Genomic DNA, 25,950 nt, shown 5'->3' with positions numbered 1-25,950 from the left:
TGCCTCTCTGACTCCTCGATCCGATGTCTTTCCGTCTCAGTAGGACTTGGGCAGATCGAGCACCTTCTCGGCCAGGAAATTCAGAATCATATGAGGGCTGACCGGCGCGGTTCGCGGGATGAGGATTTCACGCAGGTAGCGTTCGACGTGATACTCCTGTGCGTATCCCATTCCGCCCAGGGTCAGCATGGCGGTGTGGCATGCCTCGAACCCGGCCTCGGCGGCCAGGTACTTGCCGGCGTTCGCCTCGACACCGCAGTCCAGGCCCTTGTCGAACATCGTGGCCGCTTTCATGACCATCAGATTGGCGGCCTCCAGCTGCGCCCAGCATTTCGCCAGCGGGTGCTGGATCCCCTGGTTCATGCCGATGGGCCGGTCGAAGACGATGCGTTCCCTGGCATAGCGGGCGGCACGCTTGATGGCCACCCGTCCGAGCCCTATGGCTTCGGCGCCGAGCAGTATGCGCTCGGGATTGAGGCCGTGCAGGATGATCTTAAATCCGTCGCCCTCGGCCCCGATCCGGTCTTCCGCCGGAATCCACAGGTCGGAGATGAACAGCACATTCGAATCGACGGCGTGCCGGCCCATCTTGCGAATCTTGCGAACCTCGATCTTGGAGCGATCGAGATCGGTGAAGAACAGCGACAGTCCCTCGGTCTTGCGCTTCACCTCGTCGAGGGGAGTGGTGCGGGCGAGCAGCATCATCTTGTTCGCCACCTGGGCCACGGAGATCCAGATCTTCTCCCCGTCGACCCGGTAGCCGCCGTCGCGTCTTTCCGCGCGGGTTCTGAGTTTCGTCGTGTCGAGGCCGGTGTTGGGCTCGGTCACCGCGAAGCAGATGAGATCCTCGCCGCTGAGCACCGGTGGAATCATGCGCTGCCGCTGCTCTTCGGTGCCGAACAGGGCCACCGGCTGCATGCTGAACACCGGGCCGTGGATGCTGGAGGCCGCTGTCATCCCGCCCCCCGACTCGGCGACCGCCTGCATCATGATCGCCGCTTCGGTGATACCGAGGCCCGCGCCGCCCACCGCCTCGGGCATGGCGACGCCGAGCCAGCCGGACTCGGCCATCGACTTGTGGAAGTCGGACGGAAAGACACCTTCATCGTCACGTTCGAGCCAGTAATCATCGGAGAACCGGGAGCAGTATTCGAGAACGGCATCCCGAATGGCCTGCTGATCCTCCGTGAGGGAAAAGTCCACGATCACGATCCTCATGTCCGAATTCGCCGAAGCCGTTCAGGTGCTGCTCCCGGCCCGCCACCGGCCGCGGTACGCCGGCGAAGGCGGGGCGGCAGAGGCCGGTCGTGCCAGGTCAGGTGTTCCGTCCGCCGTTGACGCCGATGATCTGCCCGGTGATGTAGCCGGCCTCCTCGCTCACCAGGAAAGCACAGGCGGCGGCGACGTCCTCGGGCCGGCCGATGCGGCCGACGGGGGTCTTCGCCGTCTGCTGCTCGACGCTGATGAAGCCGCTCCGTACGGTCCGGCGCAGCATGGGCGTGTCGATGAAACCGGGCGGGATCGTGTTGACCGTGATCCCGTGCCGGCCGAACTCCAGCGCCAGGACCTTGGTGAGGCCGACCACGCCCGACTTCGACGCCACGTAGCCGGCCATTCCGGATGCGCCGCTGTGGACGCTCGACGACGAGATGTTGACGATGCGACCCCAGCCCTCCTCGACCATGTCCGGGAGCACCGCCTGGCAGCAGTCGAAGGTGCCCGTGAGGTTGACGGCCAGTACGCGGTTCCAGGCCTCGGCGGTGATCTCGAGGAAGGGGCCGTCGAGGCTCATCCCGGCGCTGTTCACCAGGATCGCCGGCCGGCCCAGCCGGGCCCGTACCTCGTCGAGCCCAGCGTCGATGCCGGGGCGGTCGGTCACGTCGACGGACAGGCCGATGGCCTTGCCGCCGGCCTGCTCGATCGACGCGGCCGCGGCCCGGGCGGCCTCGCCGTCGAGGTCGAAGATCGCCACCATGGCGCCGTCGGCCGCCAGCCGTCGGCCGATGGCGCCGCCGATGCCCGAGGCGCCGCCGGTGACGATGGCCGTGCGGCCGCTCATCGAATCGGCTCGTCGCCGACGAGGGTCGTGCGGTGCATCCTGCGCGGCCTCTGCCGGTCGAAGGGGCATGCCCGGTGGACCAGGCCCTGGTTGTCCCAGATCACCATGTCGCCCACCGACCAGGTGTGCCGCAGCACCCGGTCGGGTGTGGTGGCTCGCCGTACGAGGTCCGCCAGCAACGCCCGGCCCTCCTCGACGTCCATCCCGACGATGTGCGACGCCGTCGCCCCGAACACCAGTGAACGCCGTCCCGACTGGTGCTCCCACACCAGCGGGTGCTCCCGGTCGGCCCGCGACGCCCACTCGGCCAGCTGCTCCGGTGTCGGGTCCGGGTAGGTCAGGCGCTGGATCGCCTCGAACGTGTGGACCACCCGGAGCTTGGCGTAGCGCTCCTTCTCCTCGTCGGAGAGGGCGTCGTAGGCCGCGTAGGTGCTGGCGAACTCCGTCTCGCCGCCCTGCTCGGCGATCACGTGGGCGCTCATCACCGAAGCCTTCGTCGGGGTCTCGCCGAGGGCACCGTCGATGTGCCAGTAGTCGTTGCTCGCGAAGTACTCCGCGTTCGGGTTGTCCGGGTCGAAACTGATCTCCATGATCTCCGGGATCGGATAGCCGGGGAACCTGACGAGGTCGCCCAGCCTCCGGCAGAACGCCACCTGGGCGTCATCGCCGGCGTGCAGCTTGCGGAACAACAGCACGCCGTGCTCCTCGAGCGCCTCCAGGCACGCCGCGGGCAGATCGTCGTCGTTCAGCAGACGGTCGACGTCGACGTCCCGTACCTCCGCCCCGACGGTTTCAGCCAGTTTCTCCGTGACGATCGTGGCCATCCTTCGTTCCTCCTCTCACCGGACCCGGCGGTCGCCGTTTCGGTACGCCGGGGTCCTCTGCTGCCGGCTGGTGAATTCCGGGGGCTCCTACTCCTGCAGGCGCTCGGCGGCCAGTTCACGGAGATCACTGGACTTGATCTTCGCGCTGCCGGTGAGGGCGATCTCCTCCTCGGCGAAGAAGAGCACGTGCCGTGGCACCTTGTAACTCGCCAGCCGTTCCCGCAGTGCGCTGCGGATCTCCTCGGCGCCGAGGCCGGCGCCCTGGTGCGGCACGACGCAGGCGACGACGACCTCGCCGAGGGTCTCGTGCGGGAGGCCGATGGTGTGGGCCATCTTGACGCCGGGATGCGCCGCGAGCGCCTCGTCCACCTCGCGCGGGGAGACGTTCGCGCCGCCGGTCTTGATGATGTCGGTGAGCCTGCCCTCCCAGAACAGGCGGCCGAGGTCGTCGAGGCGGCCGCCGTCGCCGGTGCGGAAGAAGCCCTCGGCGTCGAGGGTGTCGTCCAGCGGTATGCCGATGTAGCCCAGCATGAGGGTGGGGCCCTTGACGCAGATCTCTCCGCGCTCGCCGCGGGGGAGGACCTCACCGGTGAGCGGGTCGACGATCTTCACCGTCACACCCGGGAGCGCCTCGCCGCTGCTGTCGGCGTGCACGCCGGGGGGCGTGTTGGCGGGGAAGCAGGTGGTGATGGTGAAGGTCTCGGTGTTGCCGTAGGCGTGGCCGGGCTCGAACCACTTGGCCGACACCGTGGGGTGGCGGGCGATCGGGGTGTTGAAGTCCACGAAGCGCATGGCGCTCAGATCGACGGTGCCCCAGTTGGGGGCACCCTCCAGCTGCGCCCACTGGTGCGGCCAGGCCACCGGGAAGTTCACCCGTTCGGCCTGCATGAGCGCCAGGGCCTCGGCGGCGTCGAAGGTGGGTTGCAGCACGATGGCGCCGCCGCTGGCCAGGGTGGCGCCGATGGCCATGCCGAAGTTGCCGGACCAGAAGAAGCCGTTGGCGGTCCAGCAGCGGATGTCATCTTCCGGGCCGAACCGGTACATGCGCCGAAAGCGCCACAGCTGGGTGGCCACGCCGCGGTGGCTGCTGAGGATGCCCTTCGGCTTGCTGGTGGAGCCGGAGGAGAAGAACAGCACGGCCGCGTCGCTGGGCAGCACCGCGGCGGCGGTGGCCTCGACCAGCTCGCGCGGCTGGTCGGCGCCCCGCGCGAGGAAGGTCTCCCAGGTGTCGATCGCCAGCCCCGGCGCGGCATCTCCGATCATCGCCAGGCGGCGCAGGAAGGGGTACCGGCCGGAGCGCAGCGCGCCGGGCGCGGCGCCGTCGATCCGCGGCTCCAGCTCGGTCAGGAGGGCGGCGAAGTCCTTCTTCGCGACCGTGCGCTCGAACAGCAGCACCGACACGCCGGAGGCGCGCAGCAGATGGTCGAGCTCGGACGGGGTGGAGAAGGTGCTGAGCGTGACGGCCACGCCGCCGGCCAGCGAGATGCCGAACACCGCCGCGACCCATTCGGGGCGGTTGGTCATCAGCACGCCCACCCGGCCGTCCTTGCCCACACCGTCCGCGCGCAGCGCGCGGGCCACCTCGATCGCGCGTTCCCACAGCTCGGCGTAGCTCCAGCGGGTCACGCCCTCGTCCGCGTGGAAGACCAGCGCCTCCCGCTCGCCGTGGTCCGCCGTCACCTCGCGCAGGAAGCCGGGCAGCGTGAGCGCCCCGAGTCCCGGCTCGGTGCCGAACGGCGGACCCGACACGATCGAGGCCGATCGCGCCGCATCGGACGTCGTCTCAGCGCCCATCGCCGACTCCCTTCCGCTTGGCGCCGCTAGAGCGGCAGCTCGACGTCGGCCGTGCAGTCCACCAGCACGCCGCCGTCCTGGTTGGTCAGGCGCGACTTCACCTGGACCAGGGGCACGCCCCATGTCGAGTCCGGCTGCTTGCCGACCACTTCGGCGTCGAAATAGGTCACGTCGCCCTCGAAGGCCGGTCCGCGGAAGTCGGCCTTGGAGTGGCGCACCAGGCCGTCATGACCGGCCCAGTAGGCCAGGTAGTCGGTGCACCAGGCGCCCATGGTCGCGCCGTAGCCGTAGGCGCGTGCCATGCCGATCTCGCCGGCCTTGTCGCTGTCGATATGGCCACGCGAGGGACCGACGTAGAGCCCGTCGCGCTTGCGCGGGTCGATCCTCGCGCCCTCCTCGTCGAACTCGAAGCCTTCCACCCAGCCGGGATCCTGGTTGATCCAGGGATCCTCGACGCCGGGCGGTGCGACCCAGTGGAAGGTGCCCCAGATGTTGAACAGGAAGGCGCGGTATTCGGTGGTGAAGCTCGCGACGCTGTGCGGGCCGATCACCCGCCGCGGCAGCCGGTCGCCGACCTGCACCTCCTCGAAGTTCGGCGAGAGGCCCAGCCGGTTCGACAGGAGCCACTCATGGCGGACCTTCTCGATCTCGTTCAGCTCGGTGGCCGTCCAGCGCTTCCTCTCGCCGAGCTGGTTCTCGTACATGCCGCGCTTCTCGGCCTCGGCGGCGAGATAGCGGATCGCGGTCGAACGCTCGCGCGCGACCAGGGTGCCGTGCTGGTTGGTGTGGGCGGTGTCGCCGCGCGAGAACATCGTGGGGCCGGCGAACTTCGTCTGCACGACCTTGTAGTCGTGGAAGCGGCGCTCCTGGAACAGCTTGTCTCCCGGCCGTACCGGGCAGCCGTAGAACCACCACTCCTCGCCGCCGAAGATCAGATGGCTGCCGGGTATGTATCCCACGCACGCCGGCTGCGCGCCGTGCCCGTAGTCCAGCCCCACCGCGATGGACTGCGGCGCGACCAGGCCGCCGAACTTCGAGGCGCGGGCGAACTCCTCGTCCCAGTGCAGCGGATTGGGATAGTCCATCGCCATCACCCAGCGGCGGATGTCGGAGGTGCTGCACGGATCCCACAGCTGCCCCCCGCCGACCGGCTTGCCCACGCGGTGATCGACATCGGTCAGATCGAGCTCGGTGATCTGCGGTTGTGCGGACTTGTCGCTCACTTCTGCTCCCGCTCAGGCGTTGACGTCGACGACGATGCGGCCGCGGACCGTGGCCTCCATGAGGCGGCCCGCCGCGGCGATCGCCTCTCCCAGCGCGATCTCCTGGGCGATCACATCCAGCGCGCCCGCGTCGAGATCACGCGCCAGACGCTCCCACGCGGCCAGGCGCCGCTTACCGGGCGCCATCACGCTGTCGACGCCGATCAGGCTCACGCCGCGCAGAATGAACGGAGCGACCGACGCCGGGAGGTCCATGCCCTGGGCCAGTCCGCACGCGGCGACCGTGCCGCCGTATCGGGTCTGGGCGCAGGCGTTGGCCAGCGTGTGGCTGCCCAGCGAGTCGATCACGCCCGCCCAGCGCTCCTTCTGCATGGGCCGGCCGGCCTCGGCGAGCTCCGCGCGGTCCAGCACCGAGGCCGCGCCGAGCCCATGCAGATACTCGCTCTCCGACGCCTTCCCGGTCGCGGCGGCCACCTTGAAACCCGCCTTGGCCAGCAGCGCGATCGCCACGCTGCCCACGCCGCCCGTCGCGCCCGTCACCAGGACCTCGCCCTGATCCGCACGTACGCCCCGCTCCAGCAGGGCGTCCACGCACAGGCTCGCCGTGTAGCCCGCCGTTCCGATCGCCATGGCCTGCCGGGTGGTGAAGACGGAGGGCAGGGGCACCAGCCAGTCCCCGTTGAGGCGGGCCCGCTGGGCGAGGCCGCCCCAGTGGGTCTCGCCCACGCCCCAGCCGTTCAGCACGACGCGGTCGCCCTTCGCCCAGCCGGCGTGACCGCTTTCGGTGACGACGCCCGCGAGGTCGATACCGGGCACCATGGGGAACTTGCGGACCACGGGCGACCTGCCGGTGATGGCGAGGGCATCCTTGTAGTTCAGCGTGGAGTACTCCACGCTGACGCTGACATCACCGTCCGGGAGCTCGGCCTCGCCCACGTTCCTGAGCGCGACCGTCTGCCCCGCCTCGCCCTTCTCGATCACAATGGCCGAAAACATCGGTTGGTATTTCCCTTCGTCGATTCACCAGGCGCGACCGGATTCGGTGGTGCCGCGTTCAGTCTGCAGAACCCGGCGGAAGGTGCTCCTCGCGCAGGTTGACCAGCGGGCGCCGGTAGGAAGGGTCGTCCTTGCCGCGCACCGGCGCGCCGTTGCCATGGATGTCCGGCACGTCCGCGAACGGCAGCGGCATGGTCGGCAGTGATCCCGACCATTCGATCACGTTGGTGCGCAGGGCGATCCGCCATGCGCGGTCGCGGCGCTCCAGCCGGTCGATGTAGCGGCCACCGGCGATCCAGTTGGACTCGTCGCGGTTGCGGCCGGCGAAGAGGTAGTAGGTCTCCGTGTGTGCGGTGTCCTCGGCGATCTCGCAGGTGTGGTTCAGCAGGCCGCGGCTGGCGCCCGTCACCACGGCGACCCTGCCTGTCAGCGAAGCCATGCCGGTCACTCGCCGAAGAAGGTCGCGCTGTGATCGCCGACCGCCCGGCCGGTGAAATGCCCGGCACTGAACGGCGTTTCCATGAGGCCACGGGACCAGTCGGCCGACGTGCCGAGATCCTGGGACCAGTCGTAGAGCATCGTCCGTTTCGCGATGCGCCAGTCGCCCCCGCGCCTGCCCAGCCGGTCGAGCAGGCTCTCGAGCTCCTCGGTGAGACTGTCCATTCCGGCCCTATTCCTGCTCGTCGGGCGCGTAGCCGAGGATGCCCTTGGTCTCCAGGTAGTCGTGGAAGCCGAACTCGCCCCACTCGCGCCCGTTGCCGCTTTTCTTGTAGCCGCCGAAGGGGCAGCCGAAGTCGAACCCGTCGTTGATCGCGACCCAGCCCGCCCGGATCCGGCGGGCGACGGCGCGGGCCTGGTCGAGGTCCGCGCCCGCCACGTAGCCGGCGAGGCCGTACTCGGTGTCGTTGGCGATCTCGACGGCGTGGTCCAGGTCGTCGTAGCCGAGAATGGTGAGCACCGGCCCGAAGATCTCCTCGCGGGCGATGGTCATGGCGTTGGTGACGTCGGCGAAGACCGTGGGCTTGACGTAGAAGCCCCTCTCCAGGCCGTCGGGGCGTCCGGTGCCGCCGGCCACCAGCGTGGCCCCCTCGTCGATGCCCTTCTGGATCAGCGCCTGGATCTTCTCGAACTGGGACCCCGAGACCACCGGGCCGATCACGAAGTCACCGTGGGGGTCGCCCACGGTCGTCTGAGCAGCGGCCTCGCGAGCGACGCCGACGGCCTCCTGCATGCGGGCCCGGGGGACCAGCATGCGCGAGGGTGCGCTACAGGTCTGCCCGGAGTTGCCCATCATGCCGGTCACGCCCTTGCCGACGTTCTCGGCGAAGGCCGCGTCATCGAGGATGATGTTCGGGCCCTTGCCGCCCAGCTCCTGGGTCACCCGCTTGACGCCCTCCGCCGCGTTCCGCGCGATCTCGATGCCCGCGCGTGTCGAGCCGGTGAAGGAGATCATGTCGACGCCGGGGTGGGAGGAGAGCGGGACGCCCACGCCGAGGCCATCGCCCTGGACGAGGTTGAACACACCGGCGGGTACGCCCGCGGCGTCCAGGATCTCGGCGAAGGTCTGGCCGGTGAAGGGGGAGCGCTCCGACGGCTTGAGCACCATGGTGCAGCCGGTCGCCAGGGCGGGGAACACCTTCACGGCGATCTGGTTCATGGGCCAGTTCCACGGTGTGATGAGCCCGCAGACGCCGATCGGCTCCTTGACGACCAGGGTGGCGCCGCGCTGCTCCTCGAAGGTGAAGCTCTCGAGCACCTCGATGGCCTTGGCCAGATGCCCGGCCCCGAGCCCGACCTGGAAGCCGCCGGCCAGCGCGGCCGGCGCGCCCATCTCCTCGGTCAGCGCCGCGGCGAGGTCGCTCGTGCGCTCCTGGTAGGCCGCGAGGATGTTCTGGAGCACCTCGAGCCGGTCCTTGACGCCGGTCGCCGACCAGCCGGCGAACGCCGCCCGGGCGGCTTCGACCGCCCTGTCCACGTCGGCGGCTGAGCCGACCGCCACCGTGCCGCAGACCTCCTCGGTCGCGGGGTTCACCACCTCCATGGTCCGGAGCTCCGCCGGGTCGGCCCACCGTCCGCCGATGTAGAACTTCAGATACTCACGCATGACCCGTCCATCCCTTTCTTGAAGTGTCGTCTGGCGAGTGGGCCGGCCTCCGGGTCACTGCGTTCCTTCGGCGTACCAGGTCCGGAACTCGTCATAGCTCGGCATCTCCTCCGAGTTCGCCTTCGGGTCGACCGCCACGTGCACGACCCCGGGCCTGCCGCTGGCATAGGCGCGCTTGATGGCGGGGGCGATGTCCTCGTCGCGTTCGACGTACTCGCCGTGGCAGCCGAAGCCCTCGGCGACCTTGTCGAGGCGCGTGTCCTTGCTCCAGTGCACGCCCGTCTCCAGCGATCCCTGGCCGAAGGTGCGTTTGTAGACGCCCACCTCGAGGCCCCAGGCGTAGTCGACGGCCACGACGCAGACGAGGGGCAGGTTCAGGCGCGCGGCGACCTCCAGCTCTGCGATGTGGAACTGGAACGAGGAGTCCCCGGTGATCAGCATCAGGGGGCGCCGCCCGCCGTCGGCCACCGCGGCGCCGATGGCATAGGGCAGCCCCGTGCCCAGGTGGCCGAAGTTCTGGTTCCACATCACGTCATGGGGCTTGGCCTGCGAATAGGTCCAGCCGAAGATGGTCGTGGCACCGCCGTCGCGGACCATGATGCCCTCCGCCGGGAAGACCTTGGTCGCCTCGACGATCAGGCGCGCGGGATGCACCGGCGACATGCCGGGCGGAGCCGTCTCCGCCAGTTCCGCCAACCGGGCCGCATCCTGCCTGATCCAGCCGTCGAGCTCCGCCGACGGGCTGCGCGGCGAATTCTTGAGCGCGTCGACGAGCTGCGGGACGATCGCGCGCAGGTCGCCCACCAGCGGTACGTCGACCGAGCGGTTCACGCCGATCGCCTGAGGATCCTGCTCGATGAGGACCCACTTGCGGTTCGCCTCGTTCGCCGCCCAGTGCCGCCCCCGTCCGTAGTGGACGGGCTCGCCGAGCTCGGTGCCGATGGCCAGGCACAGGTCGGACCTCACCACCGCGTCGATCGCCGCCGGCGAGAAGCCATAGGGGAAGGTACGGTCTTCCAACCCCTTGATGTACGAGGTACCGCCCGACGTCTGGATGACCGGGCAGGCCATCAGGTCGGCGAGCGCCTTGACCGACTCCCCGGCCCGCGCGGTGTGGACGCCGTGCCCGGCCAGCAGGATCGGCTGCTCGGCCGCCCGGATGTACTCCACGGCCTCGGCGACCTTGTCGGCGCCGGCCGTCTGGCCGACCAGGCGGTACGCCGCGGGCGGCAGCGCCGGCGGGACGTCGAGCTCTCCCTGGATGACGTGGGAGGGGTATTCGATGTAGACCGGGCCCGGGGTCCCCGTCAGCGCCCTGCGCAGGCCCTCGCGGATGACCTCGTCGGTCTGGTCGGCGTACTCGATGCTGGCGCAGTACTTCACCGAGGGCTCGAACAGCTCGGCCTGCTTGACGAACTGGATGCGGCCGCGGCGGACTCGTTGCTCGGTGATGCGGGCGCGCTGGCCGCCCAGGAAGATGACCGGGGAGTTCTCGACCTTGGCGCACATCATGGCGCCGGCCAGGTTGGCGACGCCCGGGCCCAGCGTGCCGATGCACACCGCGGCCTTCCCGGTCATGCGCGACACCGCCTCCGCCATGAAGCCGCCGGACTCTTCGTGGTGAGGGGAGACCACGCTCCAGCCGCGCTCCTCGGCGAGATGGAACATGTGGACGAAGTTCGGGTCGGGTATGCCGAAGATGGTGTTGATGCCCTCGGCCTCGAGGAGCTGCAGGATGCGCTCGTAGACCTTCACTGACATGTTCTCACCCTGCTTCTCGTCTTCAACGGTGAAACGGCTCGGGCGCGCATTCACGCACCGCCGCCCTGCGTGGCCATCGCGAAACTGTTGCGGATGTGGTCGACGTGGGCCGAGGGGACGACCGGCAGGATCCAGGGGTCGTCGGTGTCGCGGATGGCGGCCAGCTGCTCGCCGACCTGCTCGATCGTCCAGGACGGCCGGTACACGCCCGGCGTCTCGGCGATGAAGGCCCGCGCCACCCGGCCGGCGATCGACACCAGCATCTCGCCGGTGATCGAGCAGGACTCGTGGGCGAGCCAGCCCACGACCGGGGCCGCCAGTTCCGGGCCCATGGGCGGGTAGGCCGAGGTGTCGATCCCCTCGGCCATTCTCGTCAGGGCGCCGGGAACGATGACGTTGCACTTCACGCCCTCGGCGGCGCCCTCGAGCGCGACCACGTTGGACAGCCCGATCATGCCCGTCTTGGCCGTGGCGTAGTTGGCGACCTGATGGTTGCCGTACAGGCCACCGATCGACGAGGTCAGCACGACGCGGCCGTACCGCGCCGCGCGCATCCGGGGGAACGCGGACCGCACGACGTGGAACGCGCCCCGCAGGTGGACGTCCAGGACGGCGTCGAAGTCCTCGTACGTCATCTCCGTCAGCGACGCCGGACGGTGGATTCCGGCGTTGTGGACGAGGACGTCGATCCGGCCGTAGTGGTCGAGCGCCGACTCGATGATCGCCTGGCCGCCCTCGGCCGTCGCCACCGACTCGGTGCAGGCGACGGCCGCACCGCCCGCCGCCGTGATCTCCTTGACCACCTCTTCCGCGGGCCCGGTGTCGACGCCGTCCCCGCGCAGGCTGACGCCCGGGTCGTTGACGACGACCTTGGCCCCCCTGGCGGCGAGCAGCAGGGCGTGGGCGCGCCCCAATCCCCGACCGGCACCGGTGATCACGGCCACCCGGTCGTCGAACCTGAGTTCAGGCATGACATGTTCCTCTCACGACGCGCCTCACCGGACCCGTGCCCGTCACCTGTCCAGGACGAGGCCCTCCAGCTCGCCCGTGTCACGCCATGCCTGGAGCAGGTCCTCCATCGCGTAGAAGCCGGGCCAGTAGGGCTCGCCCAGGTGCGACCGGATGTTCTGCTCGCCCTCGTTGTTGTAGTAGCCGGGCGTGCACTCCCGCTGGAAGCTGCTGTTGTCGACCGCGGTCTCCTTGACGGTCCTGCCCCACTCGTCCTGGGCCTCCGTGGTGGGCTCCACGACCGAGGCACCGCGCTCCAGGGCCACCTGGACGATGTAGGAGATGTGGTCGGCCTGCTGCTCGAACATCGCCGTCGTGCTCGCGGTCACGCCGCCCTGGATGAACCCGGTGAAGAACAGGTTGGGGAAGCCGTGGCTGGTGATGCCGTGCAGGGTGCGGTAGCCCTTGGCCCAGTGGTCGTAGAGCGACAGGCCGCCCCGGCCGGCGAACGGCTGGATGCCGAAGCGGCGGTCGAGGTCGGTGGTGATCTCGAACCCGCTGGCGAAGATGATGCAGTCGACCTCGTGCTCGACGCCGTGGGCGATGATGCCCTTCTCGGTGATGCGCTCGACGCCCTTGGTGGCCGACACGTCGACGAGGGTGACGTTCGGGCGGTTGAAGGTCGGCAGGTACTGGTCGTTGAAGCACGGCCGCTTGCACAGGAAGCGGTAGAAGGGCTTCAGCGCCTCGGCCGTCTCAGGGTCCTCGACGATGCCGTCGACGCGGTCGCGGAGCCGCTCCATCGCCTTGTAGTCCTCGAGCTCCCGCAGCTCCATGAACTTCACCGGGTCGGCGAGCGAGGCCCAGCCGCCCGTGGCGTCCAGGTGCGCGGCCAGGTTGCGGCTCACCTCGGTCCAGCCGTCGCAGACGAGGTCCGGCTGGCCCGGGGCGAAGGCCTCGAACGCCGCGGTGTGGAAGTTGCGCTGCCGCTCCTTCTGCCAGCCCGGCTTCAGCGTCTTCACCCACTCGGGGTCCAGCGGCACGTCACCGCGCTCGTCGATGTACGAGGGCGTCCGCTGGAAGACGTACAGGTGCTCGGCGGAGCGGGCGACGTGCGGGATCACCTGGATGCCGCTCGCGCCGGTGCCGATGACGGCGACCTTCTTGCCGGCGAGCCCGTCCAGCCCGCCCTTCATGTCGCCGCCGGTGTACTCGTAGTCCCAGCGCGCCGTGTGGAAGGTGTGGCCCTGGAAGTCGGTGATGCCGGGTATCCCGGGGAGTTTCGGCTTGTTGAACGGCCCCTGGCACATGACGACGAAGCGGGCGCGGATGTCGTCGCCGTGGTTGGTGCCGAGCCGCCAGCGCTTGATCGACTCGTCCCACTCGGCCGAGCGGACGATGGTGTGGAAGATCGCGTTCTCGTAGAGGCCGAAGTGCCTCCCGAGGCGCTGGCAGTGCTCGAAGGCCTCGTCCCCGTGCGCGTACTTCTCCTTCGGCATGTAGCCGGTCTCTTCGAGCATCGGCAGGTAGCAGTAGCTGTCGGTGTCGCACTGGATGCCGGGGTAGCGGTTCCAGTACCAGGCGCCGCCGAAGTCGCCCGCCAGGTCGATGATCCGGAAGTCGCCGACACCGGCCTGCCTGAGCCGGGCCCCGGCGATGAGACCCGCGAAACCGGCGCCGAGGACCGCCACGTCGATGTCCTCGGAGATCGGAGAACGCGGCTCGATCGGCTGGTACGGGTCGGCCTCGTAGAAGTCCTCGAACTCGCCCTCGGTCACCAGGTACTGCTGCTGCCCCTCGGGGCGCAGGCGCTTGTCGCGCTCGGCCAGGTACTTCTCCCTGAGGGCCGCGTGGTCGATCTCAGGCGTCTGGGTGGGTTCGCATCTCTGCATGCGGGATCCTCGGCTCAGGGTGGTTCTTCGTGGGGGCTGGTCGGGGACTCAGGCGAGCTCGCGCGGCTCGCCGGTGCCCATGTACTTGGCCAGGTTGTGGTGCAGGTTGACGACGGCGCGCTCCCGGTAGGGGTTGGGTCGCGGACCCTGGAAGCCGCGGCTCTTCATGCCCTGCTGGACGGCGGCCATGTTGGAGAAGTCCTGCGGCAGCACGGTGCCCCAGCCCGGGTCGTCCACCAGGGTGTACAGCCACTCGGTCTCCGGCTCTTCACCGGCCGGGTAGAGCTGGTACACGGCGGCCTCGAAGTAGCATTTGTCGGGGTCGTCCCCGTAGGGCCGGAAGCTGTAGCACAGCAGGTTGTTCTGCCCGTGCCCGAGCTGGAAGTTGGGGAAGATCTGCCATGCGGTGCCGCTCTCGGCGACGATCCCGGGCTCGACGGTCGGCCAGACCACGCCCCGCTCGGCGTCCTCGCGCCGGGCCGTCTCCACCCAGTACTTCGCCACCTCGGCGGCGGGAGTGCCCTCGGGCAACTCGTCGACCAGCCGGTTCGCGACGTTCACCAGCGTCTCGGTGGTGTTGGTGTTCGCGTTCTCCCAGATGAAGTTCTGCATCTCGGCCGTGGAGACGCGGGCGTCACCGGCGCCGCCGATCCGGAGCTTGCCCTGGTTGGCCTCCATGCCCTTGGGCGCCTCGAAGCCGATGTTGCTGTGCCTGCCCTGCACCTTGGACCAGCTGAGGAAACTGCCGAAGGGGATGAACTCCGGGTGGGTGTAGGGCACGTGGTACGCCTCGTTGAACGCCTCGACCGCGACCTTCCAGTTGCAGTCGGCCACGAACCAGCGGCGCCACCGGCAGCGGAACCGCTCGAGCTGGAAGGGCTCGAGCAGGGTGACCGCCGGTCCGAGGTAGTCCCGCAGCGGCTCGCAGTCCGGATCCATGTTGATCCAGATCCAGCCGGCCCAGGTGTCGAGCCTGACCTGCTTCAAACGGATGTTCTCGTCGGTCAGCGTGCACTGCCAGTCGTCCCGCTCGGGCACCTGGATGCACTGGCCGTCCAGGTCGTAGCGCCACCCGTGGAAACCGCAGACGAACTGCCGGCCGCGGCCGCGGGCGTCCCTCTTGCCTTCCGGGGTGTCGACGAGCCGGCGGCCGCGGTGCGAGCACACGTTGTAGTACGCGCGGATGGTGTCGGGCGCCGTGCGCGTGATGATGAACGAGTCCTCGAGGATGTCGTAGGTGAGGAAGCTTCCGACCTCGGGAAGCTCCTCGACCCGGCCGACCTGCTGCCACACCTTGCTCCACAGCCTGTCCCGCTCGGCTCGGGCGTACTCCCGCGAGATGTAGGCGTGCACCGGGATCACGACCGGTTTCGCCAGCAGCTCCGCCGTCGCGGAGGTCGTTTCCTGGGTGTTCTCGATGGTTTCGCTCATGAGGTTCTCCAACTCGCGTCAGGAGATGGTCGGTACACGGACGGTCACCAGCGCGTCATGGCGGCGCGGAACGACTCGTCCTTGAGGAAGAGGGAGGTGTTGTCGGCGTCCAGCCAGCTCCACTTGAGGTTGAGACCGCCGTCCACCAGAAGGGTCTGGCCGGTGACGTAGCTCGACAGATCGGACAGCAGGAAGAGGATCGCCCCGGCCTGTTCCTCCGGGCGGCCGCGCCGGCCCATGGCGATGGCACGGCGGTCGCGCTCGGGGTCCTCCTCGACGTACGTGCGCGAGGCCGGCGTCGCGGTCACACCGGGGGCGATGGCGTTCACCCGGATCTCGTGCCGCGCCAGCTCGACGGCCATCGTGCGGGTCGCCGCCACCAGCGCCGCCTTGGCCGTGCCGTAGCCGATGTGGAACGGCGCGGTGTTCATGCCGCTGATCGAGGAGACCGAGACGATCGACCCCGGGCGGCCCGTGGACCTCAGCTCCCCGGCGACCGCCTGGCTCATGAAGAACATCGTTTCGAGGTTCTGGGAGAACAGCGCCCGCCAGGACTCCCGGGTGACCCGGGTCGACGGCATCCAGTCCGAGGGCGCGGCGCCGCCGGCGACGTTGACGAGCCCGTGCAGGTCGCCTTCCGTCCGCCCGACCTGCTCCATCACGGTCGCGATGCCCTCGTCGGTGGAGGCGTCGGCCGCGACCGGCACGATCGGCAGGCCCTCCGCCGCCAGCGGGCCGACGTGCTTGTCGAGGTTCTCCTTGGAGCGGCTCACCGCGATCACGGTCGCCCCGGCGCGGGCGACCATGCCTGTCACCGTGGTGCCGATGCCGCCGCCGCCCGCACCCGAGACGATGACGACGCGCCCGCCCAGCCCGAGGAGGTCATGCTCCATGGCCCCGCTCACCCCGCCCTGCGCAGCGCCAGGACGCTGCCCTCGGCGTCGGCGGAGACGTAGAGGGTGCCGTCCGGCGCGGCGGCGATGCCGGCGAAGAGCCCCTGGGGCCCGGAGAACGGCAGCAACCCCTTGAGAGGTTTGGGATCCACCCCGAGCGGGGCGCCCACCGGCAGGTCGCGGGCGATCGTGGTCCGGGCCTTGCTGCCGAGGTCGACCTCGACCAGTGACTTGGCGCCGGCGTCCACGATCAGGAGCCTCCCGCCGCGGACCAGGATGCCCTGCGGCTTCTCCAGACCGTCCACCACGGTGTCGACGCCGGAGCCGGTGACCGAGACGACGCGCCCGGCGCCGGACTCGGAGACCAGGCAGGGGCCGTCCGGGCCGATCGCCACGCCTGTCGGCTGGTCCAGCCCGGAGGCCAGGGTCGCCACCTCGCCGTCGCGCACGGAGATCACGCGGCCGGTGCCGAGCTCGGCGGCCAGCACGCTGCCGTCGGGTGCGACCGCCACGCCGTAGAGCTGGTCGAGCGGCTCGGTCTCGCCGGCCAGCACCTCGTGCTCACCGCTCGCGGGCAGCCACCGCGCGACCTGGCCGAGGGAGGTGGTGACGATGAACTCGCCCTCGCCGGCGGCGGTCACCCCGCGGATGTAGCCCGGCCAGCCGGGGCTGAAGAGCATCCCCAGCGTCTGCAGCCCGCCACCGGGCGGGAGGGTGTAGAAGAACGTGCCGTCGGAGACGTAGAGGGTGCCATCGCCGCCGACGGTGAGGTCCAGCGGCCAGGTCAGGCCGCCCGGCAGCACCGCCTGGGTCCGGCCGGCGCCGAGAACCTCCGTGATCTGCCCGGTGAAGCCCGAGACGAACAGGCGGTTCCCCACGAACGTCAGGTTGTCCAGACCGGGGGCGATGGTGGCCAGGACGGTGCGCTCGCCGTTGCGGGGATCGATCCGCAACACCTCCCCGCTGCCCACCTGGGGGGAGACGATGTAGCCCTCGGCATCGAACTTCAGCGCGACCGGGGCACCCAGATCACCCACCACCCGCTCAGGCTCGCCGCCGTCCGGGTCGATCCGCCAGATGTCGTTGGAGCCCAGCATCGGGTAGTACAGCTTGCCGTCCGGCCCGAACTCCATGGCGTTGGGCATCGGCAGGTTCTCCAGGAGCACCCGGGGTGCCCCGCCGCCCGGGTCGAGCTCCAGCAGGCGCCCACCGATGCGGCACTCGTTGATGAACAACCGGCCCTGGTGGAAGGTGATGCCGTTGGCGCCGGGCACGTCGTCGCGCAGCACCCGGGTGCGGCCGTCGGTGCCGCGTACGCTCACGCGCCCGTCGTAGTACTCCGTGGCGTAGAGGTTGCCCTGGGCGTCGAAGGCCACGTCGTCGGGCGCGACGATGTCGGTGCCCTGCGCGCTGATGGTCTCCAGCTCGCCGGTCTCGACGTCGAGCGCGCTGATCTGGCTGCCGGCCACCTGTGCCACATAAATGCGGCCGTCCGGGCCGGTGCGTATGCCATTCGCGCCGAAGAGCCGGCTCGGCGGAGTGAGCCGTTCCAGGCTCCACCCCTCGGCGAGGCTGATTGAGGTGGCGCCGACATAGCGCGCCCCTTGCGACAACATGGTGAAGGACTCCCAGCAACCTCGTCGTTAAGGTGGAATATCCCTTCCAACCTCATGTCATGGTTCGACATCTATATCCAGTGTGCGGAAACGCTGCTCTCTAAATACAAGAACAATGATTTCATAGGGCGGGTTCGACGTCAACTCTCGGCATCGGCCACCCATATTTGTAAGGCGTGGTTGACATTCTGATTTGGTAAGGCGCAGTTGACATTCTGGATTTGGCAACCGAGGATTGACTTATGGTTCTCCCGGATCTTGATGCGCTCATCGCCGACGTCGAGCGCGCCCACGGCGAAGCCGGCCAGGGCGCGGGGCAGGAGCCGGATCGGATCGCCCTGCTCAGGGCCGCGGTCGCGATGGCCGAGCAGCTCCGCGGGCTCGCCGACGAGCTCGTCGAGGGCTACGTCGAGCACTGCCGTCTCCACGGCGGCTCATGGGCCCAGATCGGGACGGCGCTGGGGGTCACCCGCCAGGCCGCCCAGCAGCGTTACCTCGCCCCCCAGTGGAGGTACGAGCCCGAGGAGTTCGCCGAGGAGATCTGCACGGCGGTGGCCCACATGAAACGGGCCGCCGTGCAGCACCGCAACAACTTCATCGGCACCGAGCACGTGCTCTACGGACTGCTCAGCGAGAACAACAGCGCGGTCCGCCTCCTGGCGTCCCTCGGCGTCCCGGCGGACCCCCTCCGGCAGCAGATCCAGAGCTCCCTGACCATGGGAGCCTCCCAGGCGGCCAAGCGCATCGCCTGGACCCCCTACACCCGCAAGGCTCTGGACACCGCCCATGAGCTGGCGGCCGAAGAGGAATGCCCGATCGGCTGCAAGCACCTTCTCCTCGGCCTGGCCTCACTCGGACGGGGAGTGGCCGCGACCGCGCTCGCCGAGGCGTCCGTCGGCCGGCCGACCCTGACCAGGGCCCGGTCCCGGCCCCCCGGGAGATCCACCGGGAGCCTCTGACGAAGGGCACCGGGACGCGATCGGCGCCGCCCGGCCGGAGGGCGTCGGTCCGTGGCCGGGGCCGAGGGGATCGTCCGGTGGCCCCGGCCGGCGGTCAGCGTGCGGTCCAGCCGCCGTCGACGACGATCGTCTGCCCGGTGACGTAGCTTCCGGCGTCGCCGACGAGCCACAGGACGGCGCCGACGATGTCGTCGGCGGTCCCCTCCTTCGGCAGCGGGGTGTTGCGGCGCAGGTACTCGAGGGCGCGCTCGCTCTCGTAGAGCGGGCCGGTGATCTCACTGCGGAAGAAGCCGGGGGCCACCGTGTTCACCCGGATCGAGTGCCGCGCCCACTGCACCGCGAGCTCGGCGGTCAGGCCGGACAGGCCGGCCTTGCTCGCCGCGTAGGACGCCTGCGGGATCCCGGGGACGCCGACCCGGCCGCTGATGGAGGAGATGTTGACGATCGCGCCCCGGCCGGCCGCGCGCATGTGGGGGAAGACGGCCTGCGCGAGCAGGAACGGGGCCAGCAGGTTGAGGTCCATGGTGCGGCGGACGGCGTCGAGCGGCTCGGACTCGGCGCGCTCGGTCGTGAACATGTTCCCCGCGGCGTTGACGAGGATCTCCGGCGGCCCCAGGCTCTCGACCACCGCCGGCACGACGGAGCCGACCTGGTCGAGGCCGGACAGGTCGCAGGTGACGGCGAGGCCGTCGATCTGTCCGGCGAGCTCGGCCAGTCTGTCGTGCCGGCGGGCCACCACGGCGACCCGGGCGCCGACCGAGGCCAGGGCCCGGGCCACCGAGGCGCCGAGACCCGAGGAGGCACCGGTCACGATCGCGACCCGGCCCTCGAGGCCGAACATCCGTGCCGCGGCATCGCGGTCTGGCGCCACGCAGGTCTCCCTTCAACCGCAGGACGTCTCGCGGTCGTCGTCTCTCAGGCCGTTCCGGGACGCCGGTGCCGGTCGATGAGCTCGGTCAGCCGGGTGCGCTGTATCTTGCCCATGGCGTTCACCGGCAGGGTGTCGACCTGGGACCAGATCTCCGGGACCTTGTACGGCGAGAGCTCGCGCCGGCAGAGCTCGGCGAGCGCCTCGAGGTCGAGCGGGGGCCCGGCGCTCTGCACCACGGCGGCCACCCGTTGCCCGAGACGGTCGTCGGGCACCGCGCACACGGCGACCCTGGCGACGTCCGGATGGGTCGCGATGACCCGTTCCACCTCGAGGGGGTAGATGTTCGCCCCGCCTCGGATGATGACCAGCTTCTTGCGGTCCATCACCGTCAGCCACCCGTCGCCGTCGACGGTGCCGACGTCACCGGTGGGGATCGGGCCGGGCTCCGGCGGCCGGACGCCGCCCCGCTCCCACCAGCCGAGCATCGGTCTCCACCTGCCCGCCCACGGGCCCGCGGTGGTCCCGCTCAGCCGTAGCTCGCCGGGCTCGCCGGCCGGGAGGCGGCGGCCCTCGTCGTCGAAGGCCGCGACGTCGTAGTGCGGCAGCACCTGCCCGCTCGTGCCCGGGCGCCACTCGTGCCCCGGCGGGTCGATCGACACGACGGTCGGTGCCTCGGTCAGGCCGTAGGTGACCCGGGGGACCAGCCCGTGCGCCTCGGTGAACGCCCGGCGCAACGCGTCCGGCGTGTCGCCGCCTCCGCTCCACACCTCCTGGAGCGAGCCGAGGTCGAGGTCCGGGCGCCCGGCGAGGTCGTAGAGCTGTGCGGGGGCGCCGTTCCACACCGTGACGCGCCGCGCCGAGATCCAGTCGGCGACGCCGTCGACGTCGCGCCGGTTCATCACGACGGAGCACCCGCCGGCCTGCGCGGTGAGCAGGGTGGACAGGACCATGAGGTTGAGGATCGTCAGCGGGAAGCTGTCGCCCTTGCGCAGCCCGGGTCCCCAGCCCCGGGTGGCGACGAGCACCGCGCCCGGCAGGAGCAGGTTGCGCTGGCTGTGCACGACCGCCTTGGGGCGTCCCGACGTCCCGCTGGTGAACGCGATCCCGGCCGGCGCGTCGATGTCCGGCTCGACCCGGGGGGCCGCGTCGTGGCGGGCCACGAGCTCCGCCCATCGGTCGGGGTCGACGCGGTCCGGCGAGCTCAGCCGGCAGCGCGGTCCGGCCAGCACGACCGCCGGGTCGCAGAGGTCGTGCAGCTCCTGCTGCTCGCCCGCCGCGAGCGCCTCCCCGATGCCCGCCCAGACGGCCCCGATCCGCTGCGCGCCGTGGAAGGCCGCGACGATGTCCAGGTCGTTGGGCAGGCAGGCCGCGACGCGGTCGCCGGGGCGCACGCCGAGCGACCACAGCGCGCCGGCCGCCCGCCGCGCCTGGGCGTCGAGCTCGGCGTACGTCCACGCGCCGGAGACCGCCTCGACCGCCGTGGCGCCCGGGCGCGACGCGAGCGAGGCGTCCAGCACCCCGGCGATGGAGGCGGGGAGGTTCGCGCCCCGGCCGGACGCCGCGTCCCCTCGATCCGTGCGCTGCGGTGCGTCACCGGCGTTGCCTCCGCTCACGGAACCTTGCCGTCCCTGTCGTTGCGAACCGTCCGGCGTCTGTGGGCGAGACCGATGCAAAAAGTGTTCTCCTTCATGAGAACGCTACTCTCTGTACAGAGAGAGATGCTCTCACAGGCCGGATGGAAGGGCAATGGGTCCTGCGGCACGGGCCGAGGCCGGCCCGGTCCCGGCCCATCTCCATGGGCGGCGTCCGCCGATCCTGGTCACCTGTCTGCGCCGAGCCGCGTTGAGCAGGAGATTCGCGCCCTCCCGGCGCACCTGCCCGCGGGTCCTTGGCACGGCTCCTCGTCGGAGGCGGGTGGAGTGGATTGGGCGTCGGCAACGTCATGGCGCCCGGAACCTGTGCGCGGTCACACCGTTTGCCGAATGAGCGAGTCCTTGGCGGGTCGGGAAGGGCCAGATCGTCTTTGGCGGCACCGCAGCTCAGAGCTGAAATAGAGCATTCTTTCTGTGGCTTTCCGGAGATTTTCTGCTGCGATCAGTGCATGAGATCGGGGGAATCTAGGTCTTGCCGACAAGTGGTCGGGCTCATATGTTCCTCGCTGGAAACTGAATGGTGAGGAGGAGCCATGGTTTCCCCGGCTCATTGGAATGAGTCGACCTCCGATATGCGTCGGAAGTGAGCGGGCGATATTCCGCCCGGCCGCCGCGCGCCGGCGGGCGATGAGGACGCGGACCGCGCAGCCGCGGGGCCGTGACCGCCTCCATGGCGGCCCTCCGATCCCGCCCCCTCCGTGCTCGACCCACCGCACGGCCTTCGACCCCGTCACTGCGCTCGTGGGTCCGATGCCGTCTTCCCGCCACCCCACGGATGACTTGGAGCCCCCATGCCTGACAACCCCTCCAGCACTTCGACACCCCCTGCGATGCCCGGCCGCCGGCAGGTTCTCGGCGCGGCCGCACTCGGCGGGCTCGGCCTGGCGGTCGGCCTCGGCCAGGGACGCGCGCAGGCCGCGTCGAAGGCGGCCGCGGTCCCCACCACCGAGTCCCGGGAACGTGCCGTCGTCGTCGGCACCGGCTTCGGCGGGGGCGTCACAGCCCTGCGGCTGGCCCGCGCCGGGGTACGGCCCCTCGTCCTGGAGCGCGGACTGAGATGGCCGACCGGGCCGAACGCCAAGACCTTCCCCCGCATCGCCAACGTCGACCGCCGCTCCTCCTGGCTGACCGACCACAGCATGCTGCCCGGCATCCCCGGCACGTGGAAGCCCTACACCGGGCTGATCGAGACCGTGCAGGGACAGGGCATGACGATGAACTGCGGCGCCGCGGTCGGGGGCGGGTCACTGATTGGCCTGCGTCGGTGGCCGCGACCTCAGCAGCTCGATCCCCCTCACCGTCATCCACGCCGGATCGCCCGTGCCGCCCCCCACCGGCGCCAAGCTGATGACCGTGGTCGGCTTCGGGATCGTGAAGCCGGTCGGCACCTGGGTCTACGACGCCGCCCAGGACGACGCCCGGCTGACCTGGTCCTCCGACGGCGATGCCGGGCTCCAGGCGCTGATCCGCAAGCGCGTCGACGAGTTCACCAAGGCCGGCGGCGGAGCGATGATCGACACCGACGCCCAGGGGCCCTCGACCTGGCACTCCCTGGGCGGAGTGCCCATGGGGGCCGCGGTCGACCGCTTCGGCCGCGTCCTGGGCCACCGCGGGCTCTACGTGCTCGACGGCGCGCGCATCCCCGGCTCCACCGGGGCCTGCAACCCGTCCATGACGATCGCCGCCCTGGCCGAGCACAGCATGGCCGCGATCGTCGGCCAGGACCTCGGGCGAGTCTTCTGATCAGCCGGAGGCCGTGAGGGAGTGCCTGCGGAGTCGTCGCCGGCCCATGGGACGAGGCCGGCCGGCGGGAGCCCGCTGCGGTACCGGCCGGCCGGCTCGTCGTGGCGGGTGGCACCGTGCGGCCCCGGACCGCTCGCCTGCCGGCGACACGCCTCCCGGCGCCGGCAGGGGAGCGGTCCGCCGCCGGGCGGGTCAGGTGATGGTGAGCGGCAGGGTCTCCCAGCCGCGGACGGTCGAGGTCTGCGCCAGTTTCGCGTTGTCCCAGTCGACCTCCCACCGCGGGAAGCGCTTGAGGATCTCCTCCATCGCCACCCGCCCCTCCAGCCGGGCCAGCGCGGCGCCCAGGCAGTAGTGAGGGCCGACGCCGAAGGTCATCTGCTGGCCGATGTGGCGGCGGATGTCGAAGCTTTCGCCATCGGGGTAGCGCCGCTCGTCGCGGTTGGCGGCGGCCACGATGAAGAGGATGGCGCTGCCGGCCGGCACCGGCTCACCGTGGAACTCCACGTCCTTGGTGACGTACCGGGCGATGGACGGGCCGGGCGGTTCGTAGCGCAGGATCTCCTCGATCGCGTTGGGGATCAGCGACGGGTCGTCCACGAGTTCCTTGCGCTGCTCAGGATACTGGGCCAGCACGGACCCGATCCACCCGATGAGCCGCCCGGTCGTCTCGTTCCCGGCGCCCGCGACGACCGTGACGTAGGTCAGGACCTCGTCGCGGGTGAGCGTGCGCGTCACGCCGTCCTCGTCCTCGAACTCGGCGTTCAGCAGGTCGGTCATGAGGTCGTTGGAGGGGTTCTTCTTGCGCCAGTCGATGTACTCGCCGAACATCTCGTTGCTGAGGACGGCGCCTCCCCTGAGGTCCATCTGCCCGCCGGCCTCGGTGCGCAGGCTTTCGTCCGCCGAGTCGCGGAGGGCCGCCTGGTCGGCCTCTGGAATGCCGAGGAGCATGCCGATGACGCGCATCGGCATCTCACCGCCGACGGCGGCGATGAGGTCGAACTGGTCCTTGCCCACCAGCGGGTCGAGGGTACGCGTGCAGAAGTCCCGCACCCGCGGCTCCAGCGCGGCGATCCGGCGGGGGGTGAAGACGCGGGCGAGCAGGCGGCGGTGGACGTCGTGGATGGTCGGATCCTCGAAGATGAGGGTGCCCGGCGGAATCTCGATACCCGACTTGATCAGCTCGAGGATCCCGCCCTTGGCCGAGGAGAACGTCCGCCAGTCCGGCAGTCCCCGCTCGACGTCGGCGTAGCGGGTGACCGCGTAGAAGTCGTACTTCTCGTTGTAGTAGAGCGGCGCCTCATCGCGGAGCCGACGGTACGTCGGGTACGGATCCTTCGCGAACCTCGTGTCGTAGGGATCCCAGTAGACCAGGTCGTCAGTGCTCATTCGCATTCCTCCGAGTCTCACGTCGACGTAGCGCTGAGGCGTGCCATGACCCCGTGTTCCATGCGGGTTCCTCACCGACCCGGCCGGCCGGACCCCGTCGCGCCGGGGAACGTCCGCGACCATGCTGAGCGGCTGCTCAGCACGTATAGGGAGAGGGTGCCATCCGGCTGTTCGGCCAGTCAAGGGGCGCCTGCGGGGTCCGGACGAAGCGTGGCTCCGCATCCCGGGGCTGAGGACAACTGACGTGCTTTTATTCCTACTGTTGACAGAATTTAGTTGACTGTCAATGCTTGACCGGGGGGCGGACAACGACGCCCCGCCCGTGGAAGGAGCACCCGATGGTTTCCATCCCACCCCCCGCCACGGCCGCCACGGTGGCCCGCACCGACCCGGACGCCGAACGGCTGTTCCTGGAGATCATGGCCGACCCGCTCCGCGACGACCCCTATGACGGCTACCGGAGACTGCGGGAGCTGGCCCCCGCCCTGCTGACCGGCGACGGCACCCTGGTGCTGACCCGGTTCGAGGACTGCGACGCCGCGCTGCGCCACCGTGCCCTCGGCAAGAGCGACAGGCTCCTCGAACTCGGGCTCGCCGTCGCCCCGGCGGAGCGTCCCGGCTCCGTCGTGGACCTCCTCCGGCACAGCATGCTGTTCGCCAATCCGCCCGACCACACCCGGTTGCGCCGCCTGGTCAGCTCGGCCTTCACGAGCCGCCATGTCGAAGCCCTGCGCGACGCGGTCACCGCCCGTACCGGTGCGCTGCTGGAGGCGCTGGCCGCCGAGCCCGGCGCCGACTTCATGGCCGCCGTGGCGCTGCCCCTGCCCGTCAACGTCATCTCCGACCTGCTGGGGGTCCCCGAGGCCGACCGGCTGGCCTTCACGCCGAAGGTGCACGCGCTGGTCACCGCGCTGGATCCGACGGCGGACCTGGAGTGCCTGACGCTCGGTGAGGCGGCCGGGGACGAGCTCTTCGGCTACTTCTCGGCGCTGCTGGCCGACAAGCGGGCCCGCCCCGGGGACGACCTGTTCAGCCGCCTGGCGGCCTCGCACGAGGACGACGCGCTCGACGAGAGTGAAATGATCTCAACGGCGCTGCTGCTCTTCATCGCCGGTTTCGAGACCACCACCAACCTGCTCGGCAACGGCCTGCACGCGCTGCTGGAGTGGCCCGATGAGCTGCGCAGGCTCCGCGACCACCCGGAACTGATCCCCGCCGCGGTCGAGGAGCTGCTCCGCTACGACTCGCCCGTCCAGGTCGGTGCGCGCACCGTACTGGAGCCGACGACCCTGGCGGGCGCCGACCTGGAGCCGGGGCTGCTGGTGCTCACCGCCCTCGGGGCGGCCAACCACGACCCGGCCCGGTTCGACGGCCCGGACAGGCTGGACGTCGGCCGCGCCGACAGCGGGCATCTGGCCTTCGCCGCCGGCATTCACTTCTGCCTGGGCGCCCATCTCACCCGGCTGGAGGCGCAGATCTTCCTGGAGGTCCTGGTGCGGCGCTACGACGTCGCACGGGCGGGCGAGCCCACCCGGCGCCCGGGCTTCACGCTGCGCGGCTTCGACCACCTGCCCGTCGCCCTTTCGCCACGGCCGGACGGCGGCGCGTGAGGAGCCCCGCGGGCGCCCGGCGCTCGGGACCGAGCCGCGCCGGGCCGGGCTTCCCGCGTGGCGCGGCCCGCTCAGGTGAGGGGGCCGCGCCACGCGGGAAGCTCAGGATCCACCTGCTCGCGGTGACCACCGGCCCGGCCCGGGCGCGGACCGCCCGGCACGACCGCCGCAGGGACGGACGAGCCAGG

At 70.4% G+C, this 25,950-nt stretch carries 21 protein-coding genes; 3 read left to right on the top strand and 18 right to left on the bottom strand.

What is annotated here, in order from left to right; translation table 11 throughout:
• Positions 1–36: 36 nt before the first annotated feature.
• The 15 genes from ACRYCC_RS30095 to ACRYCC_RS30025 form a co-directional block, all read right to left on the bottom strand.
• Entirely contained in the window at positions 37–1,218 is a 1,182-nt protein-coding gene (locus ACRYCC_RS30095) for an acyl-CoA dehydrogenase family protein (RefSeq protein ID WP_433817104.1), read from the bottom strand.
• Positions 1,219–1,315: 97 nt separating this feature from the next.
• On the bottom strand, positions 1,316–2,059 hold the full coding sequence (locus ACRYCC_RS30090; protein ID WP_433817103.1) for an SDR family NAD(P)-dependent oxidoreductase: 744 nt from the start codon (positions 2,057–2,059) through the stop codon (positions 1,316–1,318).
• Positions 2,056–2,883: a TauD/TfdA dioxygenase family protein gene (locus ACRYCC_RS30085; RefSeq protein ID WP_433817102.1), complete on the bottom strand. Its 828-nt coding sequence runs from the start codon at positions 2,881–2,883 to the stop codon at positions 2,056–2,058. Before ACRYCC_RS30085 ends, ACRYCC_RS30090 begins: the two co-directional genes overlap by 4 nt.
• 87 nt (positions 2,884–2,970) lie before the next feature.
• On the bottom strand, positions 2,971–4,677 hold the full coding sequence (locus ACRYCC_RS30080; protein ID WP_433817101.1) for a class I adenylate-forming enzyme family protein: 1,707 nt from the start codon (positions 4,675–4,677) through the stop codon (positions 2,971–2,973).
• A gap of 26 nt (positions 4,678–4,703) precedes the next feature.
• Complete coding sequence (locus tag ACRYCC_RS30075) at positions 4,704–5,900, bottom strand: FAS1-like dehydratase domain-containing protein (RefSeq protein WP_433817100.1); 1,197 nt, start codon at positions 5,898–5,900, stop codon at positions 4,704–4,706.
• A 12-nt stretch (positions 5,901–5,912) separates the two neighbouring features.
• The gene (gene acuI, locus ACRYCC_RS30070) at positions 5,913–6,896 is read right to left on the bottom strand and encodes an acrylyl-CoA reductase (NADPH) (RefSeq protein ID WP_433817099.1); all 984 of its coding nucleotides are present in this window, start codon (positions 6,894–6,896) and stop codon (positions 5,913–5,915) included.
• Positions 6,897–6,954: 58 nt separating this feature from the next.
• Entirely contained in the window at positions 6,955–7,335 is a 381-nt protein-coding gene (locus ACRYCC_RS30065; RefSeq protein ID WP_433817098.1) for a nuclear transport factor 2 family protein, read from the bottom strand.
• Between the two features lie 5 nt (positions 7,336–7,340).
• Positions 7,341–7,559, bottom strand: coding sequence for a hypothetical protein (locus ACRYCC_RS30060; protein WP_433817097.1), 219 nt, complete (start codon positions 7,557–7,559; stop codon positions 7,341–7,343).
• A gap of 7 nt (positions 7,560–7,566) precedes the next feature.
• Positions 7,567–9,000, bottom strand: coding sequence for an aldehyde dehydrogenase family protein (locus ACRYCC_RS30055; protein ID WP_433817096.1), 1,434 nt, complete (start codon positions 8,998–9,000; stop codon positions 7,567–7,569).
• A gap of 54 nt (positions 9,001–9,054) precedes the next feature.
• Positions 9,055–10,761, bottom strand: coding sequence for a thiamine pyrophosphate-binding protein (locus ACRYCC_RS30050; RefSeq protein WP_433817095.1), 1,707 nt, complete (start codon positions 10,759–10,761; stop codon positions 9,055–9,057).
• A gap of 50 nt (positions 10,762–10,811) precedes the next feature.
• Positions 10,812–11,732: an SDR family NAD(P)-dependent oxidoreductase gene (locus ACRYCC_RS30045; protein ID WP_433817094.1), complete on the bottom strand. Its 921-nt coding sequence runs from the start codon at positions 11,730–11,732 to the stop codon at positions 10,812–10,814.
• Positions 11,733–11,774: 42 nt separating this feature from the next.
• On the bottom strand, positions 11,775–13,601 hold the full coding sequence (locus ACRYCC_RS30040) for a flavin-containing monooxygenase (protein WP_433817093.1): 1,827 nt from the start codon (positions 13,599–13,601) through the stop codon (positions 11,775–11,777).
• A 48-nt stretch (positions 13,602–13,649) separates the two neighbouring features.
• Entirely contained in the window at positions 13,650–15,032 is a 1,383-nt protein-coding gene (locus tag ACRYCC_RS30035) for an aromatic ring-hydroxylating oxygenase subunit alpha (protein ID WP_433817092.1), read from the bottom strand.
• 44 nt (positions 15,033–15,076) lie between these two features.
• Positions 15,077–15,925, bottom strand: a complete 849-nt coding sequence (locus ACRYCC_RS30030; protein ID WP_433817091.1) for an SDR family NAD(P)-dependent oxidoreductase — start codon at positions 15,923–15,925, stop codon at positions 15,077–15,079.
• Between the two features lie 8 nt (positions 15,926–15,933).
• Positions 15,934–17,541: a Vgb family protein gene (locus tag ACRYCC_RS30025; RefSeq protein ID WP_433817090.1), complete on the bottom strand. Its 1,608-nt coding sequence runs from the start codon at positions 17,539–17,541 to the stop codon at positions 15,934–15,936.
• Between the two features lie 242 nt (positions 17,542–17,783).
• Here ACRYCC_RS30025 and ACRYCC_RS30020 point away from each other — a divergent pair, with 242 nt between their 5' ends.
• Positions 17,784–18,500, top strand: coding sequence for a Clp protease N-terminal domain-containing protein (locus ACRYCC_RS30020; RefSeq protein ID WP_433817089.1), 717 nt, complete (start codon positions 17,784–17,786; stop codon positions 18,498–18,500).
• Positions 18,501–18,594: 94 nt separating this feature from the next.
• On the opposite strand, the gene ACRYCC_RS30015 is transcribed toward ACRYCC_RS30020, so the two are convergent.
• Positions 18,595–19,371 (bottom strand): SDR family NAD(P)-dependent oxidoreductase, encoded by a 777-nt coding sequence (locus tag ACRYCC_RS30015; protein ID WP_433817088.1) that lies wholly within the window; start codon positions 19,369–19,371, stop codon positions 18,595–18,597.
• A gap of 44 nt (positions 19,372–19,415) precedes the next feature.
• Positions 19,416–20,984: a class I adenylate-forming enzyme family protein gene (locus ACRYCC_RS30010; RefSeq protein ID WP_433817087.1), complete on the bottom strand. Its 1,569-nt coding sequence runs from the start codon at positions 20,982–20,984 to the stop codon at positions 19,416–19,418.
• Between the two features lie 1,359 nt (positions 20,985–22,343).
• Between ACRYCC_RS30010 and ACRYCC_RS30005 the strand changes: the two genes are divergently transcribed.
• Positions 22,344–22,766, top strand: a complete 423-nt coding sequence (locus ACRYCC_RS30005; RefSeq protein ID WP_433817086.1) for a GMC oxidoreductase — start codon at positions 22,344–22,346, stop codon at positions 22,764–22,766.
• Between the two features lie 192 nt (positions 22,767–22,958).
• On the opposite strand, the gene ACRYCC_RS30000 is transcribed toward ACRYCC_RS30005, so the two are convergent.
• Positions 22,959–24,152 (bottom strand): cytochrome P450, encoded by a 1,194-nt coding sequence (locus tag ACRYCC_RS30000; RefSeq protein ID WP_433817085.1) that lies wholly within the window; start codon positions 24,150–24,152, stop codon positions 22,959–22,961.
• Positions 24,153–24,490: 338 nt separating this feature from the next.
• Between ACRYCC_RS30000 and ACRYCC_RS29995 the strand changes: the two genes are divergently transcribed.
• Complete coding sequence (locus ACRYCC_RS29995) at positions 24,491–25,762, top strand: cytochrome P450 (protein WP_433817084.1); 1,272 nt, start codon at positions 24,491–24,493, stop codon at positions 25,760–25,762.
• The last annotated feature ends 188 nt before the right edge of the window (positions 25,763–25,950 follow it).

It is taken from the genome of Actinomadura scrupuli (assembly GCF_050971785.1).
GTDB classification, from domain to species: Bacteria; Actinomycetota; Actinomycetes; order Streptosporangiales; family Streptosporangiaceae; genus Actinomadura_E; species Actinomadura_E scrupuli.
This window is presented reverse-complemented; position numbering and strand designations above follow the sequence as displayed.